Here is a 12,484-nt window from a genome sequence, read left to right as displayed (position 1 = left end):
CGTCATGGCTCTGCCCGCTCTCGGCCCGGCCCTGCCGGAAATCATCCTCGCCATCGGCGCCATCGTAATGGTGCTGGTCGGCGCGATCCAGGGCGAGCGCTCCACGCGCCTGCTGGAGGGCCTCGCGCTGCTGCTGCTGGCGGTCGCGCTGGCGCTGGTCGTCTCAGGCACCGGCAAGATGCTGACCTTCAACGACGGCTTCATCGCCGACGGCTTCGGCCGCTTCATGAAGGTGCTGACGCTGCTCGGCGCCGGCGCCGCCATCCTGCTCTCGGCCGATACGCTGCGGCGCCAAGGCACGATGCGCTTCGAATTCCCGATCCTCGTCGTGCTCTCGACCATCGGCATGATGATGATGATCTCGGCGAACGATCTCATCAGCCTCTATGTCGGCCTCGAGCTGCAGTCTCTGGCGCTCTATGTGGTCGCCGCCTTCGACCGCGACAACGCGAAGTCCACCGAGGCCGGCCTGAAGTATTTCGTGCTCGGGGCGCTGTCCTCCGGCATGCTGCTCTATGGCGGCTCGCTGGTCTACGGCTTCACCGGCACCGTCACCTTCCCGGGCATCGCGGCCGCGACCCAGGGCGGCCATGCCGGCATCGGCCTGATCTTCGGAATCGTCTTCATCGCCGCCGGCCTTGCCTTCAAGATCTCGGCCGTGCCGTTCCACATGTGGACGCCGGACGTCTATGAGGGCGCGCCGACCCCGGTCGCCGCCTTCTTCGCCTCGGCGCCCAAGATGGCCGCCATGGCGATGGTGATCCGCGTCTTCATCGGCGCTTTCCCGGGCGCGATCAACGATTGGCGCCAGATCATCGTCTTCATCTCGATCGCCTCGATGGCTCTCGGCGCCTTCGCCGCGATCGGCCAGCGCAACATCAAGCGCCTGCTCGCCTACTCCTCGATCGCCAACATGGGCTATGCGCTGGTCGGGCTCGCCGCCGGCACGGCCGAGGGCGTGCAGGGCGTGATGACCTATATGGCGATCTATCTCGCCACGACGCTCGCCGCCTTCGCCTGCGTGCTGATGATGCGCCGCGACGGCAAGCTGGTCGAGGACATCTCGGAACTCGCCGGCCTGTCCCGCACCAATGGCTGGATGGCGTTTGCGATGTCGATGATGATGTTTTCGCTCGCCGGTATCCCGCCGCTCGCCGGCTTCTGGGCGAAGTGGTACGTCTTCTTGGCCGCGATCAATGCCAAGCTCTATGTGCTCGCCGTCGTCGGCGTGCTCACCAGCGTCGTCGGTGCCTACTATTACCTGCGCCTGGTGAAGGTGATGTATTTCGACGATCCGAAGCCGGCCTTCGAGAAGGCGGATCTCGGCGTGCGCACCGTGCTGCTGGTCTCGGCCGTCTTCGTGCTGGCGCTCTCGTTCCTGCCGGCGCCGCTCTTCGATACGGCGGCTGCGGCGGCGAAGTCGCTGTTTTGAGCGACAGGCTCGTCATGCTCGGGCTTGATCCGAGCATCTCCTGCCAGAGATTCTCGGGTCTGCGCTTCGATTCGCCCGAGAATGACGGTCTCGTCCTTGCCGGATGGGTCCATGCTCGGTGAAGCGGCTCGCGCTGCCGGCTACCGGCTGATCATCCGCGACGAGGTCGGCTCCACCATGGAGGAGGCCCGTCGCGCGCTCGATCAGGGCGAGCCGGGCAAGCTCTGGATCGTCGCCCGCAGCCAGAATGCGGGTAGGGGCCGTCATGGCCGGCAATGGGGATCACCGCCCGGCAATCTCTACGCCAGCCTTCTGCTGACCGACCCCTGCGAGCCGGCGCTGGCGCCGCAACTCGGCTTCGTGGTGGGCTTGGCCCTGCACGATGCCGCCGCGAAGCTGCTCGGCCCGGCCGCCTCCGGATTGAAGCTCAAATGGCCGAACGACCTGCTGCTCGACCGCGCCAAGACGTCAGGCCTGCTGCTGGAGGGCGAGAGCCGGGCAGGGCGGCTCAACGTCATCGTCGGCTGCGGCGTCAATATCGCCTCCTGCCCGTCGGAGACGCCCTATCCGGCGACCTTCCTCAAGGCGTTGGCGCCACAGGCCAGTGTCGAGACCGTGCTGACGGGCCTCAGTGACGCTTTCGCCCAGCGCTTTGCCGTCTGGTCCCAGCCGGGCGGCTTCGGCCCGATCCGCGCCGCCTGGCTCGAACGCGCCGCCTTCCTCGGCGAGACCATCACCATCCGCCTGCCGGAAGGCCCTCTCGCAGGCCGCTTCAACAGCCTCGACGCCTCCGGACGCCTCGAACTCGAAACCGAGACCGGCCGCCGCATCATCGATGCGGGCGATCTGTTCTTCGGGGCGCCTTGAGGTGGCAGGTGGCGACGCTGGCCTGCCGCGCCGCCACCGTGCTAAAGGAAATTCCCGGTTCAACGTGGTCATCCCGGGCGGCCGAAGGACGACCCGGGATCCATGCCGGAATGCCGACCGGAAAGGTTCCGGCATGGATCCCGGATCTTCGCTTCGCTTCGTCCGGGATGACCCGCGTTTTCCGAAACAGATTCCAGGAAGCCGCGACCGGCATGCGATGAGGCATGCTGCGGGCGGTTCTCCGTGCCTGCAGGATCATCCGTGACCCGTTCCAGCGACCAGCTCGTCTTCGTTCCCCTCGGCGGCCTCGGCGAGATCGGGATGAACGCCGCCCTTTACGGCTTCGGGCCGGAGGGGCGGCGCAAATGGATTCTGGTCGATTGCGGCCTGTCTTTCGCCGGGCCGGAGGCACCGGGCGTCGATATCGTCCTGCCCGATCTGCGCTACATCATCGAGGAACGGGCGAACCTGCTGGGCATCGTCATCACCCATGCGCATGAGGACCATATCGGCGCGCTCGCGGCACTCTGGCCCTCCCTGCGCGCACCGGTCTACTGCACGCCCTTCGCCGCTGGCCTGCTCGCAACGCGCCGCCTGTCGGAGCCGGGCGCGCCCAAGGTCGAGATCAATGTCGTGCCGCAGGGCGGGTTCGTCACGCTCGGCCCGTTCGACATCGAGTTCGTGCCGGTCGCGCATTCCATCCCCGAATCGAACGCACTCGCCATCCGCACGCCGGCAGGGCTCGTCGTCCATACCGGCGACTGGAAGATCGATCCGACGCCGCGCGTCGGCCTGCCGACCAACGAGAAGCGCCTGCGCGAGCTCGGCGAAGAGGGGGTGCTGGCGCTGGTCTGCGATTCGACGAACGTCATGCGCGACGGCACCAGCCCGAGCGAGGCGGATGTCGCAGCCAAGCTCAAGGAACTGGTGGCCTCGGCGCCGGGCCGCGTCGCCGTCACCACCTTCGCCTCCAATGTCGCGCGCCTGCGTGCCGTCGCCGAGGCCGCGATAGCGAATGACCGCGAGGTCGTCGTCGTCGGCCGGGCCATGGACAGGGTCATCGATGTCGCACGCGAATGCGGTTATCTCGACGGCATCCCCGGCTTCCGCCCGGTCGACGCCTATGGCTACCTGCCGCGCGACAAGGTCGTGGCGCTGGTGACCGGCAGCCAGGGCGAGCCGCGTGCCGCGCTCTCGCGCATCGCTTCGGACGATCATCCCGAGATCGCGCTGTCGCCGGGCGATCGGGTCATCTTCTCATCGCGCACCATCCCGGGCAACGAGAAGGCGGTCGGCAACATCCTGAATGCGCTGGCGCGCGACCGGATCGAGATCATCACCGACCGCACCCATCTCGTCCATGTCTCCGGCCACCCCCGCCGTGAGGAGATGGCCCGGCTGTACGGCTGGCTGAAGCCGCAGATCGCGATCCCCGCACATGGCGAGGACCTGCACCTCGCCGAGCATGAAACCTTCGCCCGCAGCCTCGGCGTCAAGCATGTGCTGCGCGCCGGCAACGGCGATGTCGTCGCGATCACGGCGGAGGGCGCGCGCAAGGTCGACGAGGCTCCGCATGGCCGGCTCTACCAGGACGGCTCACTGCTGGTGAACGCGCTGGAGAAGACGATTTCTGAGCGTCGCCGCCTGTCCTTCGCCGGGGTCGTCTCGATCGCGGTCGCCATCGACGAGAAGGGTGGCATTTCCGGTGAGCCGGAGATCGCCGTGCTCGGCCTGCCGCCGCGGACCCGCGACGGCACCGATTTCGACGAATACGTCGCCGATACGGTCGCCGAGTTGCTCGAAGGCATTCCGAAGGCCCGCCGCCGCGATCCCGAGGCCCTACGCAACGCGCTGGAGCGCGGCGTGCGTAGCGCCGTCAACGAGGAGTGGGGCAAGAAGCCGCTGGTGCATGCGCTGGTGATCGAGGTGTAGTACGGGGCGCAGCGCCCCGCCGGAGAAGACGCAGATGATCGGACGCCTCAATCATGTCGCCATCGCCGTGAAGGACCTCGCGGCCTCGACGACACTCTATCGCGATACGCTTGGCGCGCGCGTCTCGCAGCCGCTGCCCCAGCCGGAGCACGGCGTCACCGTCGTCTTCGTCGAGCTGCCGAACACCAAGATCGAGCTGCTCGAGCCGATGGGCGCCGACTCGCCGATCGCCAAATTCCTCGAGCGCAATCCGGACGGCGGCATTCATCACATCTGCTACGAGGTCGATGACATCCTGGCCGCGCGAGACCGCCTGAAGGCGCAGGGCGCGCGCGTGCTCGGCTCAGGCGAGCCGCGCATCGGCGCCCATGGCAAGCCGGTGCTGTTCCTGCACCCCAAGGATTTCCTCGGCACGCTTGTCGAGCTCGAGCAGGCCTGAATCCGATGAGCGATATCACTTTCTTCGGCGAGCCGGAGCCCGGCTCGCCGCGCCCGTTCAGTGCCGCCACCGTCGCCGGCGGGCTGATCTTCGTCTCCGGCCATTCGGCCCCGCATGATCCCGCGCGCGGCATTCACCGCGGCGAGACCCCGGCCGACGAGGTGCGCAATGCGCTGGGCCGGATCATCGAGATCCTGGCCGAGGCCGGCAGCGCGCTCGACCGAGTCGTCCAGATGACGATGCTGATCACCGATCCTGCCGATTACGCCGCCTGCAACGCCGAGTATGTGAAGCATTTCCCGAACGGCCTGCCGGCGCGTCACACTGCGCGCTTCGGCGTGCCGACGCAGGCGCGCGTCGCGTTCTCCTGCATCGCCCTGGCCGGGAGGGGCGCATGAACGTCGTCGGCGGGCTCGCCCTTTACTTCGTGATTTGGTGGATCACGCTCTTTGCCGTGCTGCCTTTCGGCATCCGCAGCCAGCAAGAGGCGGGCGATGTCGTCGAGGGAACGGAACCAGGCGCGCCCATCCTGCCGTGCTTGCTCAAAAAGGCGGCAATCACTTCGGTGATCGCGGCGGTGATCTTCGCCGGCGTCTGGTATGTCTGGGTGACTTACGACATCTGACGCAAGACTTCTGCGAGCAGCAAGACTTCAACGAGCAAATCGAGGCGAAACGACCGACTTCGGTATGCCCAAAAGAAAAAGGCAAGGCGGATGCCTTGCCTTGGGTAGTCTGCTTTTTACCGCTGCATCGGCGCACATTCAAAGGTGCGACTCATATGCAAGGCGGGCGTTTGTTCCTCCCGAGACCTGGTCCGCAGCGCTCTGCTCGCAGAGCGCTCCCAGCGCCAGAAGGATTAGCCGATTGTGACGGCCCTGTCATCAGTTTAGGCAGTCATAGCCTCGAATTTTTGCAAGATTAGTCTCCACTGCACTTGTGCAGTGCAGCATGAGCGATTCGACGGCATTGGATATGCCTTGTTCCGGCCAAAGGATGCAGCTATCGACCGGCCATCCGCCGGGCTCGCTGGCGGCCATGGAGATGTTCATGCTGCGCAGCTCGCTCGCCGCCCTTGCCGTCGTCGCTTCCCTCGGTTTCGCCCAGGCCCAGAGCCCGAAGCCCGATCCGGAAAACACCGTCGTGCTCGAGACCAAGGACGGCCCGGTCACGATCCGCCTGCGGCCTGACCTCGCGCCCAAGCATGTCGCGCAGATCAAGGCGCTGGTGAAGCGCGGCTTCTATGACGGCATCGTCTTCCACCGCGTGATCGACGGCTTCATGGCCCAGACCGGCGACCCGACCGGCACCGGCACCGGCAAGTCCGATATGCCGAACCTGCCGGCCGAGTTCACTCCGACGCCCTACAAGGTCGGTTCCGTCGGCATGGCGCGCTCGCAGTCCCCGGATTCGGCGAATTCCCAGTTCTTCATCTGCTACGAGGGCTGCAGCCCGCTGACCGGCCAGTACACGCTGTTCGGCGAGGTCGTCTCGGGCATGGACGCAGTGCGCAAGATCAAGAAGGGTGCACAAGGCAGCGGCCAGGTGACCGGCCCCGACAAGATCATCCGCATGAGGATGGCATCCGACGCCAAGTGACATGAAGCCGGGGAGGGCCGGGACCATGCAGCAAACGGCCCTCATCGGCATTCTCGCAGCGCTCGTCTTCAGCGCAGGCGCGGCGGTCGCGCAGGACACGCGCGATCTCGGGTTGCCGCCGGCGTCCGGCTCGCAGAACCCGGTCCTGCCGCCGCCCTCGGGCTTCCAGAACCCGATCCTGCCGCCACAGAGCGGCCAGCGCTACAATCCCGGCATCGGCGGGCCGTTCAGCGGCGACAATGACATTCCGGGCATGCAGCAGCGCCGTGTCGGCCCGCAGACGCAGAACCTGATGCGCCGCGGCGGCGAGATCGGCCTCGTCGGTTCGCTCTCGCCCGAGACGCAGCAGGAGGGCGGCGAGACCGTCGACAAGCTCTCCGATATCGCGCCGGCCTTGCGGCGCTGCTGGAGCCCGCCGCCGCTTCCGGGTGACCTGACCGGCGCGATGGCCTCCGTCCGCTTCAGCCTGCGCCGCGATGGCAGCCTCTTCGGCCAGCCGCGCGTGACCTGGGAGACGCGCCGCGGCGACGCCGCATTCCAGAAGCGCTTCACCGAATCCGCGGTTGCCGCCATCCGCTCCTGCACGCCGATGAGGTTGTCGAAGGGCCTCGGAGCGAGTATCGCGGGGCGACCCTTCACCATACGCTTCCACGGCCGCACGCCGTCCAACGAAAGGCAAAGCTGATGTCCCACGATCCCGAGAACACCATCGTCATGGAGACGACCAAGGGCCCCGTCGTCATCAAGCTGCGTCCCGACCTCGCTCCCGGCCATGTCGAGCGCATCAAGCTGCTGGCCCGCGAGGGCTTCTATGACGGCATCGTCTTCCATCGCGTCATCGACGGCTTCATGGCCCAGGTCGGCTGCCCGCACGGCACCGGCACCGGCGGCTCGAGCTATCCGGACCTGAAGCAGGAGTTCAACGCCGAGCCGCATGTCCGCGGCATCTGCTCGATGGCCCGCTCCCAGAACCCGAACTCGGCCAATAGCCAGTTCTTCATCGTCTTCGACGATGCCCGCTTCCTCGACAAGCAGTACACCGTCTGGGGCGAAGTCGTCGAAGGCATGGACAACGTCGACAAGATCAAGCGCGGCGAGCCGGTGCGCGATCCCGACTCGATCGTCTCGATGAAGGTCATGGCCGACGCGGCCTGAGGCTGGCGGCCTTCCCATCCTCATGCTCGGGCTTGCCCCGAGCATCTCCTGCAAAGATTCTCGGGTCTGCGCTAAGCTCCGCCCGAGAATGACGCGCGTCATCCCGGGCTTGACCCGGGATCCATGCCAGAGCGCTTCCGCGCAAGGTCAGGCATGGATTCCGGCCCTCCGCTTCGCTCCGGCCGGGATGACCGAGCAATCATATGAAGAGCAACAAGCCTTAGCCCGATGGATGTCGGCCTCTTCGATTTCGACCTGCCGGAAGACCGTATCGCGCTGAGGCCGGCAAGCCCGCGCGATGCGGCGCGCCTGCTCGTCGTGCGCCCGGATGCGCCCGAGCCGTTGCAGGATCGCGGCATCCGCGATCTCGTCTCGCTGCTCGAGCCCGGGGACGCGCTCGTCCTGAACGATACGCGCGTCATTCCCTCGCGCCTGCGCGGGCGGCGCTTTCGCGGCGCGGATTCGGCCCGCGTCGAGATCATGCTCCACAAGCGCGAGAGCGAGGATCGCTGGCTGGCCTTCGCGCGGCCGGCCAAGAAGCTGGCGCTGGGCGAGACGGTGGTCTTCGATTCGGAGGGCGCCAGCAATGCCTGCGAGCTCGGCCGCCTGCGTGCCGAGGTCACCGCCAAGAGCGAGGGCGGCGAGGTCGAGCTGCAATTCAGCCTGACCGGCGCCTATCTCGACGAGGCGATCGCGCGGCTCGGCGAGTTGCCGCTGCCGCCCTATATCGCCGGCAAGCGCCCGACCGATGGCGCCGATACCACCGACTACCAGACGAATTTTGCCCGGAAGGATGGTGCCGTCGCGGCGCCGACCGCCGGGCTGCACTTCACGCCGGAGCTGCTCGCGGCGCTCGATGAGCGCGGCGTCAGCAGCCATTTCGTCACGCTGCATGTCGGCGCCGGCACCTTCCTGCCGGTGAAGGCGGAGGACACCGACGAGCACCGCATGCATGCCGAATGGGGCACGGTCTCGGCCGAGACGGCTGACGCGCTGAACGCGGTGAAGGCGAAGGGCGGGCGGATCGTCTGCGTCGGCACGACGTCGCTGCGGCTGATCGAGAGCGCGGCGGGGGAGGACGGCACCATCCGGCCCTTCTCTGGCGACACGGCGATCTTCATCACGCCGGGCTATCGCTTCCGCGCCGTCGACCTCCTGATGACGAACTTCCACCTGCCGCGCTCGACGCTGTTCATGCTCGTCTCCGCCTTCTGCGGGCTCGACATGATGAAACTTGCCTATTCCCATGCGATCGCAGCGGAATACCGCTTCTACTCCTATGGCGACGGCAGCCTGCTGTTCCGGGCAGACGCGCCGCGGGATTGAGAAGCCGATCCGGCTCGCATTCCCGGCCTGAAAATGCTACCGGGCTTCCCAACAGGGAATTTGATAATCAATGGCCGATATTTTTCGCGAGATCGAAGAGGAAGTCCGCCGCGACAAGGCGGCGGAGCTCTGGAGGAAATATGGCTGGATCGTCACCGGCCTTGCCGTGCTGGCGGTTCTCGCCGTTGCGGGCTGGCAGTTCTGGCTGCATCGCGAGAATCAGGCCTCACAGGCCGTCGGCGCCCGCCTCGAAGCGGCGCTGAAATCCTCCCGCGACGGCGACAGCACGCAGGCCGAGACGATCCTCAAGGAACTGGCCGACAGCGCGCCTGCCGGCTATCGCCAGATCGCGCGTTTCCGCCTTGCCGGCGAGACCGCCAAGCGTGATGCCGCTGCGGGTGTCGCCGCCTTCGACGCGCTTGCCAATGATGCGGCGCTGGACGCGACCTATCGCGATCTCGCCAGGCTGCGCGCCGGCATCCTGCGCGTCGATCTCTCGCCCTACGCGGAGGTCAAGACGATGCTGGAGCCGCTGGCCGTTCCGCAGGGCGTCTGGCGCCACTCGGCGCGCGAATTCCTCGGCATCTCCGCGCTCAAGGCCAACCAGTTCGACGACGCCGGCCGCTGGTTCGACGCCGCGATCACCGATCCGCAGGCGCCACAGGCTCTGCGCCAGCGCGTCGAGCTCTATCTCGCTCTGGTCCGCGGCGGCCCCGTTACGGTAAAGAACTGAACCGGAGCTCCGCTCCCAACGCTTCCGTCGCCCCGCTCCGGCAATGTCGCCTGGCCGGGGTGACGATGGAATGTGAAGTCTGATGACAGCCATCGTCGCCCTCATCGGCCGGCCCAATGTCGGCAAGTCGACGCTGTTCAACCGGCTCGTCGGCAAGAAGCTCGCGCTGGTCGATGACCGGCCGGGTGTCACGCGCGATCGCCGCGAGGGCGATGCCACGCTCGGCCATCTCCGTTTCAAGGTCATCGACACCGCCGGTCTGGAGGAGGCCGACAAGGATTCGCTCCTCGGCCGCATGCGGGCCCAGACCGAGACCGCGATCGCCCAGGCCGATGTCGTCGTCTTCATGATCGACGCCCGCCTCGGCCTGACGCCGATGGATCAGCCCTTTGCCGATCTGGTGCGCCGTTCCGGCAAGCCCGTCATCCTTCTCGCCAACAAGGCCGAGGGAAAGAAGGGCACAGAGGGCATCATCGATTCCTACTCGCTCGGCCTCGGCGATCCCGTGCCGTTCTCGGCCGAGCATGGCGAGGGCACGGCCGATCTGCTCGAGGCGCTGGTGCCCTTCATCCCGGACGAGCCCGAGGAAGAAGAGGAAGACGCCTGGGCGGATGTACCGGCGGAGGACGCGGAGGAGGATGCCAATCCCGACCGGCCGCTGCGCGTCACCATCATCGGCCGCCCGAATGCCGGCAAGTCGACGCTGGTCAACCGCATGATCGGCGAGGAGCGGCTGCTGACCGGTCCGGAAGCCGGCATCACCCGCGACACCATCTCGGTCGACTGGGAATGGCGCAGCCGAAAGGTCAAGCTCTTCGACACCGCCGGCATGCGCAAGCGCGCCCGCATCGAGGAGAAACTGGAGAAGCTGTCGGTGGCGGATTCGCTGCGCGCGATCCGCTTCGCCGAGGTCGTCGTCGTGCTGCTCGACGCCACCATCCCCTTCGAGAAGCAGGACCTGACGCTGGTCGACCTGACCGAGCGCGAGGGCAGGGCCGTCGTCATCGGCCTGAACAAATGGGACCTCGTCGCCGACAAGCAGGGCCTGCTCGCCGAGCTGAAGGAAAAGGCCAACTACCTGCTGGCGCAGGTGCGCGGTGTGCCGATCATTCCGCTGTCCGGGCTGGCCGGCGAGGGCATCGACCGGCTGATGCAGGCGGTGTTCTCCGCCTATGACGTCTGGAACCGCCGCGTCTCGACCGCGCGCATCAACCGCTGGCTGGAAGGCGTGCTATCGGCCCATCCGCCGCCGGCGGTGGCGGGACGGCGCATCAAGATCCGCTACATGACTCAGGCCAAGGCGCGCCCGCCGACCTTCGCGCTGTTTGGCAATCAGCTCGACCATCTGCCGGTGTCCTACACCCGCTATCTGGTCAACAACCTGCGCGAAGCCTTCGAACTGCCGGGCACGCCGATCCGCCTGCACAGGCGCGGCGGCGAAAATCCCTATGACAAGGAGCGCAAGGGCTGATGAGGGTCGCGGTCGTCGGCGCCGGTATCGCCGGGCTTTCCACCGCCTGGTCGCTGAACAAGCGCGGGCATGAGGTCACCCTGTTCGAGCAGGCGGCGGGGATTCCCAATCCCTATGCCGCTTCGGGCGACCAGCACCGTATCATCCGCCGCGCTTATGGCGGCGCCGATGGCTACGCCCGCACCATCAGCGAGGCCTTCGAAGCCTGGGAGGAGCTCTGGGCCGATCTGGGCGTGCGTCATTACGCAGCCTGCGGCGTGCTCGGCATTTCCCAGACCGAGGGCGACGAGGGCGAGGACTATCGCCAGGGCCTGGACCGCATGGGCTCGCCCTATGAGCTCTATGATCCGGCCGAGGCCGCCAGGCGCTATCCGTTCCTCGATCCGGCGACGATCCGCTACGCCTATCTCAGCCCGGAAGGCGGGGCGCTGTTTCCCGCCCGTATCGCCGCCGACATGGTGAGATTGCTGCGCGAGCGGGGCGTCTCGATCCGCGAAGGCGTGGCCGTGACGGCGATCGAGCCCGAGGCGGGCAAGCTGACCCTGGCCGATGGCAAGGCCGCGAGCTTCGATCGCATCGTCGTTTCTGCCGGCGCCTGGGTGCTGAAGCTCCTGCCGGAGCTCGCCGATGCCTTGACGACCTATCGCACGGCAATCGCCTATCTCGATCCGCCTGAGGATCTCAAGGCCGCCTGGGAGGCGGCGCCGGCCATCGTCGATGTCGGCGGCACGGTCGACGGCTATGTCCTGCCACCGGTCGACGGTACCGAGTTGAAGGTGGGTGCCGGTGTCCACAAGCGCCAGCGCCAGCCCGACGAGGATCGCGAGCCCCGGCCGGGCGAGGGCGAGCAGATCCGCGATTATTTCTCGCCGCCCTTCGCGCGCATCGACGAGTACCGGGTCAAGCGCGTGGCGAGCTGCGCCTACACCTTCACGGCTGACCGCAAGTTCCTGTCGCGCGAAATCGGCCGCGTCACCGCGGTTTCGGCCTGCTCGGGCCATGGCTACAAGTTCGGCGCGGCGGTCGGCCGGCGTGTCGCGGCGGCGGTGGAGAACGGCGATCAGGCCGGGTTGCTGCGCTGGCTGCGGGCCGAGTGACGAGAGCGGGGCGCGCATGCTCGAAACCGTGAGCGCGCTCTTCGTCGACCGGGACCGGAAGGTGCTGCTCGGCCTGCGCGCCGTCTGGAAGCAGGCCTGGCCCGGCCATTGGGACGCGATCGGCGGGCGTGTCGAGCTGGGCGAGGCTCTCGAACAGGCGCTGATCCGCGAATGCCGCGAGGAGGTGGGGCTGACGCCGACGCGCTACGAGCTGGTGCTGTCGGAGGCCGAGCGCTTTCCGGAACGCAACGGCGCAGCTCTCCACCACATCTATGTCGTCAGTACCTGGGATGGCGGCGAAGCCATCAATCTCGTCGACGAGCACGACGAGATCCGCTGGTTCAGCCTCGATGAGATGGCGGCGCTGCCGAACCTCACCATCCCGGATCTGATCGGGCTTGCGCGGGCATCCCTGCGCTGAGGCAGAGAGCGGA

Annotated in this window: 14 protein-coding genes; all 14 read left to right on the top strand. The window is 67.2% G+C overall.

The features are described 5' to 3' along the window. Positions 1-4: 4 nt before the first annotated feature. The 14 genes from nuoN to NWE53_RS06800 all read left to right on the top strand — a co-directional run bounded on the left by nuoN (position 5) and on the right by NWE53_RS06800 (position 12,471). Positions 5-1,432 (top strand): NADH-quinone oxidoreductase subunit NuoN, encoded by a 1,428-nt coding sequence (gene nuoN / locus NWE53_RS06865; protein WP_265053608.1) that lies wholly within the window; start codon positions 5-7, stop codon positions 1,430-1,432. 111 nt (positions 1,433-1,543) lie between these two features. After that, positions 1,544-2,299: a biotin--[acetyl-CoA-carboxylase] ligase gene (locus NWE53_RS06860; RefSeq protein ID WP_265053607.1), complete on the top strand. Its 756-nt coding sequence runs from the start codon at positions 1,544-1,546 to the stop codon at positions 2,297-2,299. 261 nt (positions 2,300-2,560) lie between these two features. Beyond that, positions 2,561-4,231 (top strand): ribonuclease J, encoded by a 1,671-nt coding sequence (locus tag NWE53_RS06855; RefSeq protein ID WP_265053606.1) that lies wholly within the window; start codon positions 2,561-2,563, stop codon positions 4,229-4,231. 34 nt (positions 4,232-4,265) lie between these two features. Continuing rightward, on the top strand, positions 4,266-4,670 hold the full coding sequence (gene mce, locus NWE53_RS06850) for a methylmalonyl-CoA epimerase (protein WP_265053605.1): 405 nt from the start codon (positions 4,266-4,268) through the stop codon (positions 4,668-4,670). Positions 4,671-4,675: 5 nt separating this feature from the next. Then, the gene (locus tag NWE53_RS06845) at positions 4,676-5,068 is read left to right on the top strand and encodes a RidA family protein (protein WP_265053604.1); all 393 of its coding nucleotides are present in this window, start codon (positions 4,676-4,678) and stop codon (positions 5,066-5,068) included. Next, positions 5,065-5,295, top strand: coding sequence for a DUF1467 family protein (locus NWE53_RS06840; RefSeq protein WP_265053603.1), 231 nt, complete (start codon positions 5,065-5,067; stop codon positions 5,293-5,295). The genes NWE53_RS06845 and NWE53_RS06840 overlap by 4 nt, the downstream gene beginning before the upstream one ends. A gap of 424 nt (positions 5,296-5,719) precedes the next feature. Continuing rightward, positions 5,720-6,268, top strand: coding sequence for a peptidylprolyl isomerase (locus NWE53_RS06835; protein ID WP_265054832.1), 549 nt, complete (start codon positions 5,720-5,722; stop codon positions 6,266-6,268). A 25-nt stretch (positions 6,269-6,293) separates the two neighbouring features. Further along, positions 6,294-6,953, top strand: a complete 660-nt coding sequence (locus tag NWE53_RS06830) for a hypothetical protein (protein WP_265053602.1) — start codon at positions 6,294-6,296, stop codon at positions 6,951-6,953. After that, on the top strand, positions 6,953-7,423 hold the full coding sequence (locus NWE53_RS06825) for a peptidylprolyl isomerase (protein ID WP_265053601.1): 471 nt from the start codon (positions 6,953-6,955) through the stop codon (positions 7,421-7,423). The genes NWE53_RS06830 and NWE53_RS06825 overlap by 1 nt, the downstream gene beginning before the upstream one ends. A gap of 228 nt (positions 7,424-7,651) precedes the next feature. Further along, entirely contained in the window at positions 7,652-8,749 is a 1,098-nt protein-coding gene (gene queA / locus NWE53_RS06820; protein WP_265053600.1) for a tRNA preQ1(34) S-adenosylmethionine ribosyltransferase-isomerase QueA, read from the top strand. Positions 8,750-8,819: 70 nt separating this feature from the next. After that, positions 8,820-9,482 carry a tetratricopeptide repeat protein gene (locus NWE53_RS06815; RefSeq protein ID WP_265053599.1) on the top strand — a complete coding sequence of 221 codons (663 nt, stop codon included), beginning with the start codon at positions 8,820-8,822 and terminating at the stop codon, positions 9,480-9,482. An 82-nt stretch (positions 9,483-9,564) separates the two neighbouring features. Next, positions 9,565-10,953, top strand: a complete 1,389-nt coding sequence (gene der / locus NWE53_RS06810) for a ribosome biogenesis GTPase Der (RefSeq protein WP_265053598.1) — start codon at positions 9,565-9,567, stop codon at positions 10,951-10,953. Continuing rightward, positions 10,953-12,050, top strand: a complete 1,098-nt coding sequence (locus tag NWE53_RS06805) for an NAD(P)/FAD-dependent oxidoreductase (RefSeq protein WP_265053597.1) — start codon at positions 10,953-10,955, stop codon at positions 12,048-12,050. The genes der and NWE53_RS06805 overlap by 1 nt, the downstream gene beginning before the upstream one ends. A gap of 16 nt (positions 12,051-12,066) precedes the next feature. Then, positions 12,067-12,471 carry an NUDIX hydrolase gene (locus tag NWE53_RS06800; RefSeq protein ID WP_265053596.1) on the top strand — a complete coding sequence of 135 codons (405 nt, stop codon included), beginning with the start codon at positions 12,067-12,069 and terminating at the stop codon, positions 12,469-12,471. Positions 12,472-12,484 lie beyond the last annotated feature (13 nt).

It is taken from the genome of Bosea sp. NBC_00550, from assembly GCF_026020075.1.
GTDB lineage: Bacteria > Pseudomonadota > Alphaproteobacteria > Rhizobiales > Beijerinckiaceae > Allobosea.
The sequence above is the reverse complement of the archived record's forward strand: the minus strand, read 5'-3'. Positions and strand labels throughout refer to the sequence as shown.

Coding starts and splice junctions, on each gene's coding strand:
- NWE53_RS06805 (WP_265053597.1), top strand. CDS start 10,953: ATGAGGGTCGCGGTCGTCGGCGCCGGTATCGCCGGGCTTTCCACCGCC.
- mce (WP_265053605.1), top strand. CDS start 4,266: ATGATCGGACGCCTCAATCATGTCGCCATCGCCGTGAAGGACCTCGCG.
- queA (WP_265053600.1), top strand. CDS start 7,652: ATGGATGTCGGCCTCTTCGATTTCGACCTGCCGGAAGACCGTATCGCG.
- NWE53_RS06840 (WP_265053603.1), top strand. CDS start 5,065: ATGAACGTCGTCGGCGGGCTCGCCCTTTACTTCGTGATTTGGTGGATC.
- nuoN (WP_265053608.1), top strand. CDS start 5: ATGGCTCTGCCCGCTCTCGGCCCGGCCCTGCCGGAAATCATCCTCGCC.
- NWE53_RS06830 (WP_265053602.1), top strand. CDS start 6,294: ATGCAGCAAACGGCCCTCATCGGCATTCTCGCAGCGCTCGTCTTCAGC.
- NWE53_RS06860 (WP_265053607.1), top strand. CDS start 1,544: ATGCTCGGTGAAGCGGCTCGCGCTGCCGGCTACCGGCTGATCATCCGC.
- NWE53_RS06800 (WP_265053596.1), top strand. CDS start 12,067: ATGCTCGAAACCGTGAGCGCGCTCTTCGTCGACCGGGACCGGAAGGTG.
- NWE53_RS06815 (WP_265053599.1), top strand. CDS start 8,820: ATGGCCGATATTTTTCGCGAGATCGAAGAGGAAGTCCGCCGCGACAAG.
- der (WP_265053598.1), top strand. CDS start 9,565: ATGACAGCCATCGTCGCCCTCATCGGCCGGCCCAATGTCGGCAAGTCG.
- NWE53_RS06825 (WP_265053601.1), top strand. CDS start 6,953: ATGTCCCACGATCCCGAGAACACCATCGTCATGGAGACGACCAAGGGC.
- NWE53_RS06845 (WP_265053604.1), top strand. CDS start 4,676: ATGAGCGATATCACTTTCTTCGGCGAGCCGGAGCCCGGCTCGCCGCGC.
- NWE53_RS06835 (WP_265054832.1), top strand. CDS start 5,720: ATGCTGCGCAGCTCGCTCGCCGCCCTTGCCGTCGTCGCTTCCCTCGGT.